This window comes from Bradyrhizobium agreste, assembly GCF_016031625.1.
GTDB classification, from domain to species: Bacteria; Pseudomonadota; Alphaproteobacteria; order Rhizobiales; family Xanthobacteraceae; genus Bradyrhizobium; species Bradyrhizobium agreste.
Genome location: NZ_JACCHP010000011.1, coordinates 133056 through 152362, shown reverse-complemented (window position 1 = coordinate 152362; position 19307 = coordinate 133056). Strand labels below are relative to the sequence as shown.

Annotated in this window: 18 protein-coding genes and 1 pseudogene; 14 read left to right on the top strand and 5 right to left on the bottom strand. The window is 65.7% G+C overall.

The annotated features are described in order from the left end of the window. Positions 1-33: 33 nt before the first annotated feature. The 5 genes and pseudogenes from HZZ13_RS17665 (at position 34) to HZZ13_RS17645 (ending at position 5640) form a co-directional block, all read left to right on the top strand. On the top strand, positions 34-1905 hold the full coding sequence (locus HZZ13_RS17665; protein WP_197960825.1) for a methylmalonyl-CoA mutase family protein: 1872 nt from the start codon (positions 34-36) through the stop codon (positions 1903-1905). Further along, a complete protein-coding gene (locus HZZ13_RS17660) occupies positions 1902-2366 on the top strand; it encodes a GFA family protein (protein WP_197960824.1) in 465 nt (154 codons plus the stop codon). Before HZZ13_RS17665 ends, HZZ13_RS17660 begins: the two co-directional genes overlap by 4 nt. Before the next feature lie 22 nt (positions 2367-2388). Further along, a pseudogene (scpA, locus tag HZZ13_RS17655) lies at positions 2389-4376 on the top strand (methylmalonyl-CoA mutase). A 36-nt stretch (positions 4377-4412) separates the two neighbouring features. Next, positions 4413-4709, top strand: coding sequence for a nucleotidyltransferase family protein (locus HZZ13_RS17650; RefSeq protein WP_197960823.1), 297 nt, complete (start codon positions 4413-4415; stop codon positions 4707-4709). 163 nt (positions 4710-4872) lie between these two features. Next, on the top strand, positions 4873-5640 hold the full coding sequence (locus tag HZZ13_RS17645; protein ID WP_376707058.1) for a PdaC/RsiV family protein: 768 nt from the start codon (positions 4873-4875) through the stop codon (positions 5638-5640). Positions 5641-5647: 7 nt separating this feature from the next. Here the strand turns inward: HZZ13_RS17645 and HZZ13_RS17640 are convergent, their stop codons facing one another. Continuing rightward, on the bottom strand, positions 5648-6115 hold the full coding sequence (locus tag HZZ13_RS17640; protein WP_197960821.1) for an SRPBCC family protein: 468 nt from the start codon (positions 6113-6115) through the stop codon (positions 5648-5650). Between the two features lie 215 nt (positions 6116-6330). On the opposite strand from HZZ13_RS17640, the gene HZZ13_RS17635 reads away from it, so the two are divergent. From HZZ13_RS17635 to HZZ13_RS17600, 8 genes are all read left to right on the top strand, one after another. Then, the gene (locus HZZ13_RS17635; protein ID WP_197960820.1) at positions 6331-7323 is read left to right on the top strand and encodes a tripartite tricarboxylate transporter substrate binding protein; all 993 of its coding nucleotides are present in this window, start codon (positions 6331-6333) and stop codon (positions 7321-7323) included. Between the two features lie 204 nt (positions 7324-7527). Continuing rightward, a complete protein-coding gene (locus tag HZZ13_RS17630) occupies positions 7528-8019 on the top strand; it encodes a tripartite tricarboxylate transporter TctB family protein (protein ID WP_197960819.1) in 492 nt (163 codons plus the stop codon). A 4-nt stretch (positions 8020-8023) separates the two neighbouring features. Continuing rightward, on the top strand, positions 8024-9535 hold the full coding sequence (locus HZZ13_RS17625) for a tripartite tricarboxylate transporter permease (RefSeq protein ID WP_197960818.1): 1512 nt from the start codon (positions 8024-8026) through the stop codon (positions 9533-9535). 94 nt (positions 9536-9629) lie between these two features. Further along, positions 9630-9944, top strand: a complete 315-nt coding sequence (locus HZZ13_RS17620; RefSeq protein WP_197960817.1) for a nucleotidyltransferase family protein — start codon at positions 9630-9632, stop codon at positions 9942-9944. After that, positions 9945-10289 (top strand): HepT-like ribonuclease domain-containing protein, encoded by a 345-nt coding sequence (locus tag HZZ13_RS17615; protein ID WP_197960816.1) that lies wholly within the window; start codon positions 9945-9947, stop codon positions 10287-10289. A 21-nt stretch (positions 10290-10310) separates the two neighbouring features. Further along, positions 10311-11297 (top strand): methylmalonyl Co-A mutase-associated GTPase MeaB, encoded by a 987-nt coding sequence (gene meaB, locus HZZ13_RS17610; RefSeq protein WP_197961098.1) that lies wholly within the window; start codon positions 10311-10313, stop codon positions 11295-11297. Beyond that, positions 11294-11968 (top strand): pyroglutamyl-peptidase I, encoded by a 675-nt coding sequence (locus HZZ13_RS17605; protein WP_197960815.1) that lies wholly within the window; start codon positions 11294-11296, stop codon positions 11966-11968. The genes meaB and HZZ13_RS17605 overlap by 4 nt, the downstream gene beginning before the upstream one ends. Positions 11969-12052: 84 nt before the next feature. Continuing rightward, positions 12053-13423 (top strand): TIGR03808 family TAT-translocated repetitive protein, encoded by a 1371-nt coding sequence (locus tag HZZ13_RS17600; protein ID WP_197960814.1) that lies wholly within the window; start codon positions 12053-12055, stop codon positions 13421-13423. Here HZZ13_RS17600 and HZZ13_RS17595 read toward each other — a convergent pair. The 4 genes from HZZ13_RS17595 to HZZ13_RS17580 form a co-directional block, all read right to left on the bottom strand. After that, on the bottom strand, positions 13420-14178 hold the full coding sequence (locus HZZ13_RS17595; protein ID WP_197960813.1) for a TIGR03809 family protein: 759 nt from the start codon (positions 14176-14178) through the stop codon (positions 13420-13422). The genes HZZ13_RS17600 and HZZ13_RS17595 overlap by 4 nt on opposite strands. Positions 14179-14723: 545 nt before the next feature. Then, positions 14724-16439: a S8 family serine peptidase gene (locus HZZ13_RS17590; RefSeq protein WP_197960812.1), complete on the bottom strand. Its 1716-nt coding sequence runs from the start codon at positions 16437-16439 to the stop codon at positions 14724-14726. A 16-nt stretch (positions 16440-16455) separates the two neighbouring features. Then, entirely contained in the window at positions 16456-17151 is a 696-nt protein-coding gene (locus HZZ13_RS17585) for a hypothetical protein (protein ID WP_197960811.1), read from the bottom strand. After that, positions 17148-17717, bottom strand: coding sequence for a sigma-70 family RNA polymerase sigma factor (locus HZZ13_RS17580; protein ID WP_197960810.1), 570 nt, complete (start codon positions 17715-17717; stop codon positions 17148-17150). The genes HZZ13_RS17585 and HZZ13_RS17580 overlap by 4 nt, the downstream gene beginning before the upstream one ends. Positions 17718-18148: 431 nt before the next feature. Between HZZ13_RS17580 and HZZ13_RS17575 the strand changes: the two genes are divergently transcribed. Then, positions 18149-19306, top strand: a complete 1158-nt coding sequence (locus tag HZZ13_RS17575) for a GGDEF domain-containing protein (RefSeq protein ID WP_197960809.1) — start codon at positions 18149-18151, stop codon at positions 19304-19306. The last annotated feature ends 1 nt before the right edge of the window (position 19307 follow it).

Here is a 19307-nt window from a genome sequence, read left to right as displayed (position 1 = left end):
CGAATAACAAGACGTTCGGGAGCCCCGCGCCGCATGACCTCCGTGACTGACGACCTGCCGCTGGCGGCGGATTTTCCCAAAGCCAGCCTCGAGGACTGGCGCAAGCTGGTCGACGGCGTGCTGAAGGGCGCGCCGTTCGAGAAGCTGGTCGGCAAGACCTATGACGGCATCAAGATCGAACCGCTCTATCCGCGCGCGAAGGGCGTTGCGCCGGTGGTGGGCCGGCCGCCCGCCGCGCCGTGGCAGGTCGTGCAGCGGATCGATCATCCCGATGCGGCGCTCGCGAACGCGCAGGCGCTGCAGGATCTGGAGAACGGTGCGACCGGGCTTGCGCTGGTGTTTGCCGGGGCCAATGGCGCGCGCGGTTTCGGCCTGGAACCGTCGGCCGAGGCGGTGGCAAAGATCCTGAAAGACATTCACCTCGACGCCGGCATCGGCATCGAGCTCGAGATCGGACCGCAATCGCGGATGGCCGCGATCCATGTCGCGGAATATGTGAAGAGCAACGGCCTCGATCCCGGCGCCTGCAACATCCGCTTCGGGCTCGATCCGCTGGCAGCCGGAGCGGTATGGGGTCACAGCCCCTATACCTGGGACGAAATTGCCCCCGCGATCACGGGCGCCATCAAGGGCCTCGCCGGGCTTGGCTTCAAGGGGCCGTTCGCCTCCGCCGACGGCCGGGTGATCCATGATGCCGGTGGCTCGGAGGTGCAGGAGCTCGCCTTCGTGCTCGCCTGCGGCGTCGCTTACCTGCGCGCGATCGAAGGCGCGGGCATTCCCCTCGAGCAGGCGCAGGGCATGGTCTATGCGCGGCTCGCCGCTGATGCCGACCAATTCCTGACCATGGCCAAATTCCGCGCGCTGCGGCTGTTATGGGCGCGTGTCGAGACCGCGTGCGGGCTGACGCCCAAGCCGCTGTTCATCGCCGCCGATACCGCCTGGCGCATGCTGACGCAGCGCGATCCCTACGTGAACATGCTGCGCGCGACCATGGCGGCGTTCGCTGCGGGACTTGCCGGCGCCAACGCCATCACCGTGCTGCCGCATACGCTGGCGCTCGGCCTGCCCGATCCGTTTGCGCGGCGCGTGGCGCGCAACACTCAACTTCTGCTGCTGGAGGAAAGCAACCTCGCCAAGGTCAGCGATCCCGCGGCAGGCAGCGGCGGCATCGAGACCTTGACGGCGCAGCTATGCGAAGCGGCCTGGGCACTGTTCCAGGAGAGCGAGAGCGCCGGCGGCGCGTTCGCCGCGCTTCAGCGGGGTGTGTTCCAGAGCAAGGTCGCGGTCACGCGCAAGGCCCGCGAGGCCAATATCGCAAAGCGCCGGGACGTCCTGACCGGCGCCAGCGAGTTTCCGAACCTGCATGAGAGCGAAGCCACTGTGCTCAAGGCAACGCCGATCGCGCTTCCGCCCTACGGCGAACAGACATACAAGTTCGAGGCGCTGGCGCCGATCCGTCTGGCGGAACCGTTCGAGGCGCTGCGCGACAGATCCGATGCGATGCTGAAGGCGCGCGGCGCACGGCCAAAGGTGTTCCTGGCCAATCTCGGCACGCCCGCCGATTTCACCGCGCGCGCGACGTTCGCGAAGAGCTTTTTCGAGGCCGGCGGCATTCAGGCCCTCGACAGCGAGGGCTTTGCCGATCCGGCCAAGCTGGCCGCGGCCTTCAAGGCCTCCAGTGCCGAGCTGGCCTGTCTGTGTTCCAGCGACAAGGTCTATGCGGAACATGCCGACGCCGCGGCAAAGGCCCTGCAATCGGCCGGCGGGCGACATATCTACCTGGCAGGCCGCCCGGCTGAGGCCGAGGCGGCGCTGCGGGCCGCCGGCGTCACGGGTTTTGTCTTCGCCGGAGGCGATGCGCTTGCGACGCTGCAGGACGCCTATCGACGGATGGAGCAGCCATGACGGACACCAGCAAACCCGTTCTCACCGGCGGCTGCCAATGCGGAGCGGTGCGCTTCAGCGTCACGACAGCGCCGAACAGGGTCTCGATCTGCCACTGCCGGATGTGCCAGAAAGCGAGCGGCGCGCCGTTTGCCTCCTTTGCTGACATCAACAGGACGGATTTCGCCTGGACCAAGGGCAAGCCGTCGTTCTTCCGCTCTTCCACGATCGCCGAGCGCGGCTATTGCGCCGCCTGCGGCACGCCATTGAGCTTTGGCCGCATCGACGGCGACCGGATCGAGATCATGACCGGTACCTTCGACCACCCCGATCGCGTCATCCCGACGCGGCAGTTCGGCACCGAATCCCGCCTCGGCTGGGTGGTCGGCATCGCCAATCTGCCGAGCCAGACCACGCAGCAGAATTACGGACCGGAGAAGATGGCGACCATCGTCAGCTATCAGCATCCGGATCATGATTGAGCGCCTAAGATTGGTTGAAGCCATGAGCCGCATTCCCAATTTTTCCGACGTCACTTTCGAGCGAGCTGCAACAGCTGCGCCTGCCGGCAGCGACGAGCCGTGGCTGACGCCCGAGGGTATTCCGGTGAAGCCCGCTTATGGCGAGGCGGATCTCGCCGGGCTCGATTTCCTCGAGACCTATCCGGGCATCGCGCCGTACCTGCGCGGGCCCTACCCGACCATGTACGTCAACCAGCCCTGGACGGTCCGGCAATATGCCGGCTTCTCCACGGGCTGTTCGCGGGGATTCCGCTCGACCAGATGAGCGTGTCCATGACCATGAACGGCGCGGTGCTGCCGATCCTCGCGCTCTACGTCGCCGCCGCCGAGGAACAGGGCGTGCCGCCGGAAAAGCTGTCGGGCACCATTCAGAACGACATCTTAAAAGAGTTCATGGTGCGCAACACCTACATCTATCCGCCAGCGCCCTCGATGCGGATCATCTCGGACATCTTCGCCTACACCTCTCAAAAGATGCCGAAGTACAATTCGATCTCGATCTCCGGCTATCACATGCAGGAGGCCGGCGCGACGCAGGATCTTGAGCTCGCCTATACGCTCGCCGATGGCGTCGAATATCTGCGCGCCGGCCTTGCCGCAGGCCTCGACGTCGACCGCTTCGCGCCGCGCCTGTCGTTCTTCTGGGCGATCGGCATGAACTTCTTCATGGAAGTCGCCAAGCTGCGCGCGGCGCGCCTGCTCTGGGCGAAGCTGCTCAAGCCGTTTGGTCCGAAGGACCCGCGCTCGCTGGCGCTGCGCACGCATAGCCAGACCTCGGGCTGGTCACTGACCGCGCAGGACGTCTTCAACAACGTGATGCGCACCACGGTCGAAGCGATGGCGGCGACGCAAGGCCACACCCAATCGCTGCACACCAACGCGCTCGACGAAGCGCTGGCGCTGCCGACGGATTTCTCCGCGCGCATCGCCCGCAACACCCAGCTGTTCCTGCAGCAGGAGAGCGGCACCACCCGCATCATCGATCCCTGGGGGGGCTCGTACTATGTCGAGCGGCTCACCCGCGACCTCGCCGCCAAAGCCTGGAGCCATATCCAGGAGATCGAGGAGCTCGGCGGCATGGCAAAGGCGATCGAAGCCGGCGTGCCGAAGCTGCGCATCGAGGAGGCCTCGGCCAAGACGCAAGCGCGCATCGACGCCGGCAAGCAGGCGGTGATCGGCGTCAACAAGTACAAGCCGACCGACGAGGACAGAATCGAGATCCTGAAGGTCGACAACACCAATGTCCGCCGGCTTCAGATCGACAAGCTCAAGCGGCTGAGAGCCGAGCGCAACCAGCAGGAGGTCGATGCCGCCCTCGCCGCGCTGACGCGTTCGGCCGGCGAAGGCAACGGCAATCTGCTGGCGCTCGCAATCGATGCGGCACGCGCGAAGGCGACCGTCGGCGAGATCTCGGACGCGATGGAGAAAGTGTTCGGCCGGCATCGCGCCGAGATCAAGTCCATCACCGGCGTCTACAAGCGGGAGGCGTCCAGCATGGGCACCCAGGTCGAGAAGGTTCAGGCGCTGATCGACGCCTTCGAGGAGGCGGAGGGCCGCCGCCCGCGCATTCTGGTCGCCAAGATCGGCCAGGACGGCCACGACCGCGGCCAGAAGGTGATCGCGTCGGCATTCGCCGATATCGGCTTCGACGTCGACATCGGGCCGCTGTTTGCCACCGCCGAGGAAGCCGCGCGGCAGGCGGTCGAGAACGACGTCCATATCCTCGGCGTCTCCTCGCTGGCCGCCGCCCACCTCACCGCCGTGCCGGAGCTGAAAGCCGCGCTGAAGAAGCAGGGCCGCGACGACATCATGATCATCGTCGGCGGCGTCGTGCCGCCGCAGGATTACGATGCGCTCTATGCCGCCGGCGCCGAGGCGATCTTCCCCCCGGGCACGGTGATCGCAGACGCCGCCGAGGAGCTGATCCGCAAGCTGAACGCCCGGCTGGGGCATAGCGAGGCGGCGGAGTAGCTGATAGACTGGCGGCGCGACGAGCCAGGTGTGTCAATGACGCGAGACGAAATCATCGCGGCGATACGCAAGAATGCGGACGCCATCAAAGGCAAGGGCGTGTCGAAGCTCGCCATCTTCGGCTCGCGGGCCCGCGACGATTATCGGCCTGACAGCGATATCGATATTCTCGTCGAGATCGAACCGGACACCTCTTTTTCGTTGCTCAACTTGATCGATGTCGAGCACATCATCGAGGATGCGACCGGCTTGCAGACGCAGGCAACCGTTCGCCGCTCCATATCTCCCCGCTTTGCGGAGCGGATCGCAGACGACATCCACGAAGTATTCTGACGTGCCCCCGACTTTTGCCGACCGCGTCGGTCATGATCTGCTTTGGGCCATGATCAAGAACGATCTCCCTCCGCTGGAGACTTTCATTCGAACCATCGTCGAGGGGTCAAAAGCTTGAATTCATTCGAACCATCGTCGAGGGGTCAAAAGCTTGAATTCCGTCCTGAAATTGAGCCTGGCGCTGTTGCTGGGCACGATCAATATTTCCTCTTCGCTCGCCGCTGATCCCAAGCCCGACGCCGCCATCAAGACCAAGAGCATCGACGCCCGTGTTTTTCTTGACAACAAGATCAAGGCAGATCCGCCGCTCGCGGCCGATTGCCTTGCGGAGGGCAGGAAATGGCTCGATAAGAATGCTGCGGAGGCCGCCGCCGCGCGCAAAGCCGATCCGCAGTTCTCTAGGGAGAGCGGCTGGGAGTTCGAGCGCAAATATGAGATCCGCTCCGTCGTTGCCGACCGCTATGTCAGCATCCTGCGCAACGACTACATGAACACGCACGGCGCCCACCCCAATTCGAACGTCAACACGATCCTGTGGGACAAGGCCGGCAACAAGCGCATCTCGATCCGCCCGTTCTTCGCCGAGACCGCGGACAACGGCGCGACCATGAAGGCGATGGTGAAGGCCATCATCGCCTCGCTTAGGGACGAGAAGAAGAAGCGAGACGCCGGCGACACCGCGACCGACGAATGGTTTAAAGGCGTTGCGCCGAGCCTGCTCAAGATCGGCGCGGTGACGCTCGCGCCTTCAACCGAGGCCGGCAAGAGCTCCGGCCTCACGTTTCACTATCCGCCCTATGCCGTCGGTCCCTACGCCGAGAGCCAGTATGTAGCCTTCGTGCCGTGGGAGGCGCTGAAGCCGTACCTCGCGGCTGAAGGCGCGCGCATCTTTGGCGGCGTGCGGCCGAAGGGCGAGGCGGATGAGCCGTGAGCGATCGCTAACGAGTCCGGGCCAGTGTCCGTGCCAGCGAATCCGTCCAATCCGGAATCCATGACTCAAACAGGGTCCGCCAGCGCTCGGCGTCCGCAGCTTCGGTTTCGAGCGCAACCGACCATTCGATGAGGGTGCGGTCGCCTTCGATGATCGGGCGCAGATGCATGGTGCCTTGATAGCGCGTCGGCGCCGGACTCGGGCCGCCGTCCTCTTGCGGATAGGGTATCGCTTCGAGACCGGCATAAGTCAGAGTGTGCTGCCGGTCCGAGTGATCGACCAGGCGCTGGCGGATCCAGTTTCCGAGATAGCAGAAGCGTCTGATGGCGCCGACTTCATCGCCGCGCTTGTTGTCTTCGATCTCGCTCTCGCTCACACCGTCGATATAAGCGGGGTAGTTGTTGAAATCGCGGATCAGTGACCAGACGTCGTCGAGCGGGTGGTCCAGCACGGCGCTGTAGTAGACTTGGGTCATCGATGGCTTGCCTTTGGTTTCGTTACGCGCAGAGGTTGGCTACCCGCGCGGACAAAACCCACCCGATTTCCGATCGCCCATTCGAGGCCGTCTGCTTTCGCACAACATGACGCTTCCAATTGGTAGCGCTACCTTGCGGCGGCGACGCAAAGCCGACTAGAATGCCGGAGTTGACAAGAGCGCCCGGCATCACGGGCGCCGCTGGGAGGCATTCGATGTCCAAGATTTCGCGCCGCACCTTCGCGGCTTCCACAGCCGCTATCGCGGCCTCCGCCGCTTTCGGCTTGAAGCCCGCGCTCGCACAAGCCTATCCGGCCAGGCCGGTCACCGTGATCGTGCCCTGGGGCGCCGGCGGCGGCACCGATGCCACCGCGCGCATCGTCGCCGCGCTGCTGGAGAAGGACCTCGGCCAGCCCTTCAACGTGGTCAACCGCACCGGCGGCTCCGGCGTGGTCGGCCACAGCGCGATCGCGACCGCACAGCCCGACGGCTACACCATCGGCATGCTCACGGTGGAAATCTCGATGATGCACTGGCAGGGCCTCACCGACCTAACGCCGAAGAGCTACACGCCGCTGGCGCTGATGAACGAAGATCCGCCCGGCATCCAGGTCTCCTCCTCCTCGCCCTACAAAACGGTGAAGGAGCTCGCCGACGCGATCAAGGCGGCGCCTCCCGGCAAGTTCAAGGCTTCCGGCACCGGCCAGGGCGGCATCTGGCATCTGGCGCTGGTCGGCTGGATGCAGGCGATGGGCCTGCCCGCCAACCAGGTCGCCTGGGTGCCGTCGAATGGCGCAGCGCCCGCAATGCAGGATCTCGCCGCCGGCGGCCTCGATCTCACCACCTGCTCGGTGCCGGAGGCGCGCGCGATCATCGAGGCCGGCAAGGCCAGAAGCCTTGCCATCATGGCGCCCGCGCGCAACCCGGTGTTCAAGGACGTGCCGACGCTGAAGGAAGCCATGGGCATCGACTACGCAACCGGCGCCTGGCGCGGCATTGCCGGACCAAAAAATTTGCCGCCGGAGATCGCAACGAAGCTCACCGCGGCGCTGAAGAAGGTCTACGACTCCGCCGAGTTCAAGGACTTCATGAGCAATCGCGGCTTCGGCACCGTGTGGGGCGATGCCGCCCATTTCGCGGCCTTCATGGACAAGGGCGACGCCCAGATGGGCGAAGCGATGAAGGCCGCGGGCCTGAGCAAGGCATGACGTTTTCACCTCTCCCGCGCTTGTCCGCTGAAGCTTTAGCGAAGGCGGATGCGGGGAGAGGTCGAATTCGAGCTTTGCTCGAATTCGGGTGAGGGGGAGTCTTACGCGAGTCCAGCTCTCACCGTTCGCACGAAAAGTCCCCTCACCTCAGGCCCTCTCCCCGTAAGAACGGGCGAGGGAGAAGAAAGCCTACAGGACCCTCCTATGCGTCTTCCCGACTCCGTCACGGGATCGTTTCTCGTCGTGCTCGGCGCAGCTGCCGCCTATGGCGGCTACATCTTGCCGCCAGTGCCGGGCCAACCCATCGGTCCCAACGTGTTTCCGCTGGTGATCGGCTGCGGCCTTGCGCTGTGCGGGCTCGCGATCGTATTCGGCATCGGCCATTCCTTCGAGGAGGAGGAAGAGCTGGTGCCGTTCGAGGACGGTCAGGCGGCAGCCCCGCCGCCGCAGGGCAGGCTCTACGGCCTGCGCGCGCTGCTGCCGCCGGCGCTGCTGCTGTTCTACGTTGTCGCCGCCGACCGACTCGGATTCATCGTCACCGCGGCGATCATGGTCTACGTGACCTCGACCGCGCTCGGGGCGAAGTGGAAGCTGGCGCTGCCGCTCGCGGCACTCTCGCCGTTCGCCATTCATCTCATCTTCGGCAAGCTGCTCCGCGTGCCGCTGCCCGCCGGCCTGTTGCCGACGCCCTGGTAATCCCATGCTGAAAACTCTGCTTGACGCCTTCGCGCTGATCTCCACCTGGGAGGTCATCATCGCGATGATCGCGGCCTCCGTGTACGGCCTCGTGATCGGCTCGCTGCCGGGCCTGTCGGCGACGATGGCGACCGCCCTGCTCGTTCCCGTCACCTTCTATTTGTCGCCGATCGCGGCGATCGCGACCATCGTCGCGGCCTCCTCAATGGCGATCTTCTCCGGCGACATTCCCGGCGCGCTGCTGCGTATCCCGGGCACGCCCGCCTCCGCCGCCTATGCGGATGAAGCCTACGCCATGACGCGCAAAGGCCAGGCCGAGCTGGCGCTGGGTGCAGGCGTCTGGTTCTCCGCCGTCGGCGGCATCGCCGGCGTGCTGTCGCTGATGATCCTGGCGCCGCCGCTCGCCGAGATCGCGCTGTCGTTCTCGACCTTCGAATATTTCTGGCTGGCGCTGCTCGGCCTGATGTGCGCCACCTTGGTGGCGCGGTCCTCGCCGGTGAAGGCGATCGCGGGCATGTTCATCGGCCTGCTCGTCTCCTGCATCGGCATCGAGAATCCCGGCGGTATCCCGCGCTTCACCTTCGGCATCACCGATCTGTTCGGCGGCATCGAGCCGATCCCGGCGCTGGTCGGCGTGTTCGCGGTGGCGCAGGTGATGCGTGCGATGCTGACACCCGAGCCGCCGCCGCTGCCGCGGCGCAAGTTCGGAAGCATCATGGCCGGCCAGTGGAGACTGACCAAGCTCTATCACTGGCAGATGACGCGCGGGAACATCGTCGGCATCATCATTGGCGTGCTGCCCGGCGCCGGCGCCGACATGGCCGCCTGGGTCTCCTATGCGATGTCGAAGCGCTTCTCCAAGGAGCCGGAAAAGTTCGGCACCGGCCATGTCGAGGGCCTGGTCGAGGCCGGCGCCAGCAACAATGCCAGCATCGCCTCGGGCTGGGTGCCTTCGCTGCTGTTCGGCATCCCCGGCGACACCATCGCCGCGATCGCGATCGGGGTGCTCTACATGAAGGGGCTCAATCCCGGTCCGACGCTGTTCACCGAGAAGGCGTCGAGCATGTACGCCATCTATCTGATGTTCATCATCGCGAACATCCTGATGATCCCGCTCGGCATCGCCATGATTCGCGTCGCCGCCTACATCCTGCTGGCGCCGCGCTCAACCGTGATGCCGATCATCATGCTCTGCTGCGCGGTCGGCTCGTTCGCGATCGGCAACAACATGTTCGGCGTCGTCACCGTCGCCGCCTTCGGCGTGATCGGTTACGTCATGGAGGCGAACGGCTATCCCGTGGCCGCCATGGTGCTCGGCATCGTCATGGGCACCATGGTGGAGCAGGCCTTCGTCACCTCGCTGATCAAGTCGGACGGCAGCATTTTGCCGTTCTTCGAGCGCCCGGTCGCCGCGATCCTCGCCGCGATGGCGATCGGCGCGCTGCTCTGGCCGGTGATGGTGTGGGTGTGGCGCAAGGTGAAACAGCCGCAGACCGCCGCGGCGACGACCCGGTGATATCGGGCGGGCGGCCCTCGCCTGCCCCGCCGGGGCAAGTAGAGCAGGCCCGCTATCGCTGGGCCGGGCCCTCGCCCTGTGCTAATGTCCCGTCATGACCCAGGTCGCAGACATTCCACTCCAGACTCTTGTCGGGAAGCTCCGAGAGCTTGCTCCCGCCCTAAGGGCTGCGGGTGTCACCCGGCTTTACCTGTTCGGGTCCCGCGCGCGCGGCGACGCCCGCCCAGACAGCGACCTCGACGTGCTGGTCGAGACGACCTCACGCGAGGAAACACCGCGGTTCGACTATTTCAGGGTCTTGCACCTGATCGAGGACCATGTCGGCCTTCGAGCGCAGATATCGATGCGCGATTTGCTGAAGCCGCGCATGGCTGAACGGATCGCGGATGATCTGGTCGAGGTCTTCTGAATGCCGCCGACTGTAGAAGACCGGCTGCGAGATATTCTGGAGGCCATCACCGACATCGAAAGCGTCGTAAGAGGTCTCTCCTTCAATCAGTTTGTCTCTGAAAAGACCTCCCGTCTGGCAATCGAGCGCCTGCTCGAGATCATCTGCGAGGCATCGAGATTCATTCCAGAAGAGGTTAAGCGAACGGAGCCTGGAATCGACTGGCGGAAGATGATCGACTTCGGAAATCTTCTGCGTCATGCCTACCACATGACGAAAGCCGAAATCGTTTGGGACATCGTTCAAACTCACCTTCCAGCACTGAAAGCCTGCGCCGAAAGACAGATTCGCATGTCCGGCCGCTAGCGGCTGGACGCGAAAGCAATGATGACTAATAGCAAATCCATCGATGTCAAATCCCTCGCCCGCGACCTGCGCGCCGGTAGTCGCGCCGCCCTGGCCCGGGCCATCACGCTGGTGGAGAGCCGGCGCAGCGATCACCAGGTGCTGGCGCGGGAGCTGGTGCAGATGCTGCTGCCCGACACCGGCAAGGCGTTTCGCGTCGGCATCACGGGATCGCCGGGCGTCGGCAAATCCACCACCATCGATGCGCTGGGTACGTATCTGATCGAGCAGGGCCACAAGGTCGCGGTGCTCGCGGTCGATCCGTCCTCGGCGCGCAGCGGCGGCTCGATCCTCGGCGACAAGACCCGGATGGCGCGGCTGTCGGCCTCGAACGACGCCTTCATCCGCCCCTCGCCTTCGTCGGGCACGCTCGGCGGCGTCGCGGCGAAGACGCGCGAGGCGATGCTGCTGTGCGAGGCCGCCGGCTTCGGCGTCGTGCTGGTGGAAACCGTCGGCATCGGCCAGTCCGAGACGGCGGTCTGCGACATGACGGACTTCTTCCTCGCCCTCATGCTGCCGGGCGGCGGTGACGAGCTGCAGGGCATCAAGAAAGGCCTGGTCGAGCTCGCCGATATGATCGCGATCAACAAGGCCGACGGCGACAATTTGAAGCGCGCCAAGATTACCGCGGCCGACTATCGCGGCGCGCTGCATATCTTGGTGCCGCGGTCCGAGCATTGGCATCCGCCGGTCGAGACCTATTCGGCGCTGACCGGCGACGGCATCGCAAAGATCTGGCAGAAGGTTCTGGATCACCGGAAGGCGATGAATGCGTCCGGCGATTTCGCCGCGCGGCGGCGCGAGCAGCAGGTGAAGTGGATGTGGTCGATGCTGGAGCAGCGCATGCTGGCGCGGCTGCGCAGCGAGGCGTCGGTGCGAACGAAAGTCCGCAAGATCGAGGCCGAGGTCGCCGATGGTCATCTCACCCCGGCGCTCGCCGCCGAGCAGATCCTGGAGTTGCTGCAATGAGCGACAAGCTCCGCATTCTCCTCACCGGCTTCGGTCCATTTCCCGGCGCGCCCTATAATCCGACCCAGCCGCTGGTGGCGCGGCTCGCGCAATTGCGCCGGCCTGCGCTCGACGATGTCGCGCTATCGAGCCACATCTTCCCGGTCACCTATGCCGCGGTCGACCGCCAATTGCCTGACGTGCTCGCTGCGCAAAAGCCCGACGCGCTCCTGATGTTCGGCCTCGCCGCCCGCACGCCTTACCTGCGCATCGAAACCCGGGCGCGCAACGCCGTCACCATGCTCTGGCCCGATGCCGCCAACACCCGCTCCAGCAAGCGCGGCATCGCCGGCCAGGCCGACGCGATGATGTTCGGTCCGCACACCGCAAGGCTGCTGCGCGCCGCGCGCCGCACCGGCATCGACGCCCGCCCCTCGCGCGACGCCGGCGCCTATCTCTGCAACTACTTGAGCTGGCGCGCGATCGAGCACGTGAAGGCGGGCGGTCCGAAGCTCGCGGCGTTCATCCACATTCCCCTGCTCGCGCGCAGCGGCGGCGTGCGCCGCAAGGGCGCGGGCCGCATCACGCTGGAGGAGCTGGTGGACGCGGGGGAAGCGATGCTGATGGAGATGGTGCAGTTGACGCGGAAGGCGCGGAACGCGCCGGCCACCGTCCCTGCGGTAAACATTTAACCCTACCGCGAACAATCCCCGCGCCCTCGCCCGCCCTGCGCTACCTAATCGGCGCGGACCCCCGCGTCCGCCGGAGGACGCGTCATGGACCTCAATCGCCGTCATCTCATCGGGGCTTCGACCGCAGGCATTGCCGGTGCGCTGGCCATGCCCGTTGACGCCGCGCGCGCCGCACCGCTGACGTCGCTGCTCGGCCGCGATGCCACGCAATACGGTGTGCGGCCCGGCAGTAGCGAGGACCAGACCCGCGCGCTGCAGCGCGCCATCGACGAGGCCGCGCGGGCGCAATTGCCGCTCGCCTTGCCGCCCGGCGTGTACCGGACCGGTCTGTTGCGGCTGCCGAACGGCGCGCAGCTGGTCGGCGTGCGCGGCGCGACCAAGCTCGTCTTCACCGGCGGGGCCTCGGCGATCCAGAGCGACGGCTCCGATGCGATCGGCCTCACCGGCATCACCATCGAGGGCGGCGGCATTCCGCTGCCGACACGGCGCGGCCTGATCCACGTTCTCGGCGGGCGCGACGTGCGCATCACCGATTGCGAGATCACGAGCTCGGGCGGCAGCGGCATCTGGCTCGAGCAGGTCGCGGGCGACATTTCCGGCAATATCTTCACCGACATCGCGGTGACGGCGGTCGTGTCGTTCGACGCCAGGGGCCTCGCTGTCTGCCGCAACACGATTCTCGGCACCAACGACAACGGGATCGAGATCCTGCGCACCGCGATCGGCGATGACGGCACGCTGGTCGCCGACAACCGCATCGAGAACATCAAGGCCGGCCCCGGCGGCTCGGGCCAATACGGCAACGCCATCAACGCCTTTCGAGCCGGCAATGTGATCGTGCGCGGCAACCGCATCAGGAATTGCGACTATTCGGCGGTGCGCGGCAACTCGGCCTCGAACATCCACATCGCAGGCAACAGCGTCAGCGACGTGCGCGAGGTCGCGCTCTATTCCGAGTTCGCATTCGAGGCCGCGGTGATCGCCAACAACATCGTGGACGGCGCGGCCGTCGGCGTCTCGATCTGCAATTTCAACGAGGGCGGCCGCATCGCGGTGGTCCAGGGCAACATCATCCGCAACCTGATTCCGAAGCGGCCGATCGGGACAGCGCCCGACGACGATGCCGGCGTCGGCATCTACATCGAGGCGGATTCTTCGGTGACCGGCAACGTGATCGAGAACGCACCCTCCTACGGCATCGTCGCCGGCTGGGGCAAATATCTGCGCGACGTCGCGATCACGGGCAACGTGATCCGCAAGGCGCTGGCCGGCGTCGGCGTCTCCGTCGTGCCCGGCGCCGGCACCGCGCTCGTCAACAACAACATGATCTCCGAGACGCCGCGCGGTGCCGTGGTCGGCCTCGATCACGCCCGCACAGTGACGTCGGACCTGTCGGCCGACGGCGCACAACGCTTCGCGCAGCTGATGGTCGGCGGCAATGCGGTGCGGCGTTAGAACGCGTTCCTGAGCAGCGGGTACTTCGCTTCGAGGCCGTCGAGGCTGAAGGTGAATTCGACGACGCGCTCGGGGGCGGCGACGATATCATCGGCGGGCGGGGCGAACTGCGGCAGGAGCGCCGCTATCGCTGCAGGCGCGGCTTTCGGCGGCTTCGCGGCAGGCACCGGCGGCCTCACGTCCGGCGCGGTCAATGGGGCGGTCCCGGTCGGCTCTACGAGCGGCGATCTCACGGCAGGTGCGGTGAACATTGGCTTCGCAGCGGGAGCCTTGAGCGGCGTCATCTCGGCAGGCGCGACGAACGACGGCCTCGCTAGGGGCGCGGCAAGCGGCGCGATCGGGGCTTCGGTGATCTCCGCAAGCACGTCGGGCTTCGGATCGAGCCCGACCGGCGTGGCGGTCCCGGGAGCGATGTGAACGGCCTTTGGCTGCAAGGTCTTGGGCTGCACGGTCTGCGCCTGCTCGCGCGGCGCCAAGCGGGGCATCGTCGCCGGCGACCAACCAAATGCCGGCGTCACGGTCGCAGCCGCCTCGGCGACATCCCCGCCGGTTGCAAGCGCGCGCCAGGTCTGGACGGCGCGTTTGGCTTCCTGGATGTTTTCGAGGAACGCGATCTCGGAATGATAGCGGCGCCAGCGGCCGGTCTCGAACATCTCGGAGAGATGTTGCAGGCGCTGCTCGGCGAGAGCGCACCAGCGCGCCGCGATTTGGCGGCTGCCGGCCGCGTCGCGAACGAACTCTTGGCGATGTGTCATGAACCAGCCCGTCAGGAGAAAACACGGACGCGGGGGACGCAACGCACACGAATCAATTTAGACGCGACATGAATATTTTGTGGAAAAGTTTTGACTTGTCCAGCAACGACGCGGCATTCGTCACCAGACACCGTAGTCGTGCGGTGATTTTCCGTGTTTTCGAGTCAAGCTTCGCACAAGCATGACGGCGTTGCGGCGTGTCGCGCGCGCGACGGCGACCGACGCCACGGCGATCTTCAACCGCAGGCTGAACAAATGCGGAGCTTCGAAAAATCGGACGCCCGATTGTTGTTTTGACGCGTCTCCTTCACGCGAACCGGCATCCACTTCGCTCAAAAACGCTGCGAAAAGAAAAGACCCGTCCGGGGGGACAACCGGACGGGTCGAGCCATATGGGCGCTTGGGGTGGATGGGCGCTCGCGCCTGATATGACTGATGGGGAGGGATGACCGCTCCCACATCAGTTGGTCGTGGCAGCAGGCTGAACGTTCAATGCGGGGTTCGCTTTTTTGACTCTCCGCAGTCGCGCAGCTTGGTCGCGGCGGCTATCGCGCCGCCGGTCTATCTGCCTGAGAAACCGCGGATTTATCCTCCGCGCCCGACAGCGAAGGCTGCTCGATCGCGCGTATGCCCGGCTCGTCGCGACGCTTTCCCGCATCTTCACGTTTTGTTGTACCGGAGGCAGCGGCGACCGGCGTCGCGCTGTCGACGGGAACGGCCATGACGGCGGCAAACGCATCGGCCTGGCCGTCGCCGAAGAGGTCGTCACGCCCGGGTGAGCCGAGGTCGCGTGCAGTCTTCACCAGCGTCATGCGCAGCACTTCCGGCTTCAGTGCGTAGTTGCGCTCGAGCAGCAGCGCCGCGACGCCGGAGACATAGGCGGCCGAGAACGAGGTTCCCGACGTCATCTGGTATTTGCCGTCGGGCGCCGGCAGGAAGATGTCGACCCCAGGCGCTGCGATGGCAATGTAATTGCCGCGGTTGGACGCGGTGAACAGCCTGTCCTGCCGATCCGTCGCGCTGACCGCGATCACGTTGGGATTGGCCGCCGGATACAGCGGCGGCGACTTCGCGCCGGCATTGCCGGCGGCCGCAATCAGCACGAGACCACGCGCGGCCGTCGCCGCGATCGCACGCTCGATCACCGCGTCCTTTGGACCGGCAAAGCTCATATTGACGATCTGCGCACCGTGCTCGGCGGCGTAGTTCAGGGAGCGCAGGATGATGTAGGACGAGCTCTCGGCACCGCCATTGGCACCGCCGAAGGCCCGGATGGCGATGATACGGGCTTCGGGCGCGCTGCCCATCAGACGGGCATGGGCCGCGATCGCCCCGGCGATGCCGGTGCCATGGACGTGCGGCCCTTCGGCGCTGCCGAGCGCGTCGAAATTGTCGGCGACGGAATTGGCGAGCTCGGGATGCCGGGCGTCGATGCCGGAATCGATAACGGCGATCGTGACGTTGGCTCCGTGCGCCAGCGTATGCGCCTGCGGCAGGCGGAGCTTCGCCAGCGCATATTGCGCAGGATCGCCCTCGGTCGTGGCCGACGATTTCTGGTCCTGGAGCACGTAGCGGAAGTTCGGCTGCAGCGAGCGCACGCTGCCGTCGGCGGCGAATTCGCGCCGCACGGTCTCGTAGGGCCGGCCGTCGGTGATGCGGAACAGGCCGAACGTGGCTCCGATCAGCGGGAAATTCTCGGAAGCGAGGCGGGTCAGGCCGTGGCGACGTGCCAGATCGTCGGCCTCGGCCGTCGACAGCGCGCCGTCGATCTCGGCGACGAATTCGCCTGCGAAGCTGCGCGAGGTCAGCACGACCGGCGTGTCGTTGCCGCGCCCTTTGCCGGCGCTCTTCTTGCCGGATTTTCCGGTGCCCTCGCCGCCCGCGTTGGGCTGCGCCAGACATTCGCCGTCGCTACTGCGATAGGGCGCGGTGCAGGCCGGATACAGATTCGGCGAGTAACGCGCATAAGGCAGCACCGGCGTCGTCGGCCGGATCCGCGACGTCGTGGTATGGGGAATGGTCGCCATCGTCCGCGGGCCGCGGTCCACGCTCACCGCGCGCGCAGCGACGTTCGGGCTGACCCGCGGGGTGATGTTGGGAGAGACGGTCGGCGTGCGCGAGGGCACGCTGATCGTTGGCGTGCGCATGATCGCCTGCGCCTGCGCAACCTCGACGCCGAAACAGGAGGCGACCAGAAGCGCAACGCCGACGGACGAAGCGCGGGCCCCGGCGCGCACCCTGCTCTCGGATTTGCCGGTCATCGGCTCGGCGGCGCGCCTAGGGCGCCGCGACGGCGAGATTGACGAACTTCTCGCGCTGCATCCTGCCGAGCAGCGAGGCGAGTTCGTCCTGGCTCATCGCCTTGTCGAACTGGAGGCGGAACATGCCGCCCTTGGCATCGCCGATGATCGAAGCCTGGTAGCTGTCGAGCAGCGCGGTGATGTCGGCGACGCGCGCTTCGGGCGTGAAGCGCACCAGCGCGCGCGCCGGCGCGGCCGTGCTGCCAAGCTCACGCGTGATCGGCGCGCTGGTCGAGAGCGAAGCGGTCTGGAAGGTCGCGGGCTGGTTCTTCATCAGCACGGCGCCGATGATTCCGGCCTGCAGCACGAGCGCGACGGCGCCGAGGCTCGCCGACCACGCCAGTGTGCGCGGCGATAGGCTCGCGAAGAAGGTCGAGATGCGCGCCGACAGCGGCAGCGAGCCGCTCGCCCTCGCCGGCTCGGCATCGATCGCGGCGAACAGCTTCTGCATGGCGCGCGCCGACGGCGCCCCCAAGCTCTCGTTCAGGTGGATGGTCTCTTCGTACTCGGCGCGGATCGCGGCATATTGCCTGGCAAGCTCGGGATCGCGCCCCAGCGCTTCCTCGACACGGCGCGCATCGCGCGCGTTCAGCGTGCCGGCAGCGTGCCAGGGCAGCAGCAGTTCAATCTCACTGGGCTCTTGCTCCAGCATCTTCTTGCTCAAAGCCATCATGGCCAGCCTCGCTCGACGCCGGCTGCCTTCAGCAGTTCGGCCAGTTTCTTGCGCGCATAGAACAAGCGCGTCTTCACAGTGTTCTCCGGTATCCCGACGATTTCGGCCACCTCTTCCACGGATTTCTCGTGGTAGTAGACGAGATCGACGATTTCCCGATGATCCGGCGAGAGGCCCGTCAGACACTCCCGCAACGCCGCACTGGTATCCTTCTTCTGCACCACCGTTTCCGGATCGTCGGACGTGTCCTCGATCGCGTTGGCGGCTTCTTCGTCCAGCTCGAAATCCTTCCTGCGCCGGAGCGCAGACAGGGCCTTGAATCGGGTGATTGCCAGCAGCCAGGTGGAAACGGCCGATCGGCCCTCGAACTTGCCGGCTTGACGCCAGACGTCGAGAAACACCTCGCTGATGAGGTCTTCCGCCGCCTGCTCGTCCCGCACGAGCCTCAGCCCGAACCTGTAAACCCTGACATGGTGCCGCCCGTACAGCACCTGCATGGCGAGCCGGTCACCTTGGGCGATCCTGGCGATCAGGATCTCGTCCGAAGCCGCCTGTGTCGCGCTCAATGGCCGTCTCGCAAGGTTGGTCGGGTCGATGCGGTGGACGGTTCGACGTTGGGGGCAAAATTGTTCAACCTACCGCAGTCAAACGGGGGCCTGTGTGAGCTACCCCACATCCAGGCATTTTTCTTGTCCCACCGGTGGTGGTCAGCCTCGCCAATCCGAATTGGTACCATAATACTTAGATATTCCCTGCGGAATGCCTGCCCGGGCACAGGCGCATCATCCGGTTCCATAGCAGCCCCGCACTACCTTTGTCGCGCCAAGCCTGACTTCGGCTCGACCGCAGCGCACAGGATGCGTGATCACCGGTAAAATTCTCACGCTGGATGATGGCCTTGTTCCCTGCTGTACGGTCCGGATTCGGTTTCAAAGGATACCAAACCTAAAGGCTTGCCACGTAGGTTTTTACGCTGACATCCACCATTGGCGGGACCATGAGTACGGCCGCGACGTCCTTTCCGGAGAGGAATGCCGCAGAGGTCGCGGATCTCGTCCTCGCGCCCGAGACGGCGGCTCCCGAGGTCAGGGCGCGCCGCGCCCGGCAGCGCCGCCAGATGTATGTCGGCCAGGTCGCGAGCTACTCGCTGGGCGGCGCGGTCCTGCTGCTCTACGCCTATGACGGCGCGATCTCCATGGCCGTTCCGTCGCTGTTCTGGCTCGGCGGCCTCCTTATCATCGGGACCTTCACGGTGCTGTCGGAAGCCGGTTTCGGCGACCGTTTCGAAGATCATTACCTCACCGTCTATCAGATCTCGGCGCATATGGCGCTGCAACTGGTGTTCCTGCTCGCGGTGCCGACCATCGGGGTCGCGTTCCTTGCCGTGCTGTTTCTGATCTTCGCGTTCGGCACGCTGCGGATGACGTCGAGCCAGGCGATGCTGACCTGGGGCCTCGCCACCTGCGGGCTCACCGTGGTGTTCCTGGGATCGGACCTGCCGATCGGACTGCCGGTCGCGAGCCGGCTGCAGCGAACCGCCTCGATGCTCTGCTTCGTGCTGGTGATCGGGCAGTGCGCCTTCCTCGGCCTGTTCGGCGCCACCCTGCGCAAGATCCTGTACCAGCGCAGCATCGAATTGAAGGCCGCCTATCGACGCATCGAAGAACTGGCCGAGCTCGACGAGCTCACCGGCTCCTACAACCGCCGCTGCATCATGCGGCTTCTCGACGCTGAGATCGAAAAGTCGCGGCAGGCATCCACGCCTTGCGGGATCGCGCTGATCGATCTCGACTGGTTCAAGCGCATCAACGACGCTTACGGCCATCCCATTGGCGATGAGGTGCTGCGCACCTTCGCGATCACCATTTTCGCCAATATCCGGCCGACCGACAGTTTCGGCCGCTACGGCGGCGAGGAATTCCTGCTGCTGCTGCCGGACACGTCGGGCGACGTCGCACTTCGCATGCTCGAGCGCCTGCGCGGCATCGTCGCCGATCTCGACTGGGGCGCGTTCTCCCCAGGCATGCGGGTGACCATTTCCGCGGGCGTCGTGACGCTGCGCGACCTCGATACTGCCGACACGTTTCTCGCGCGCGCCGACGGCGCGCTCTATTCCGCCAAGGCGCAAGGGCGCAACTGCATTGCAACGAGCTGAC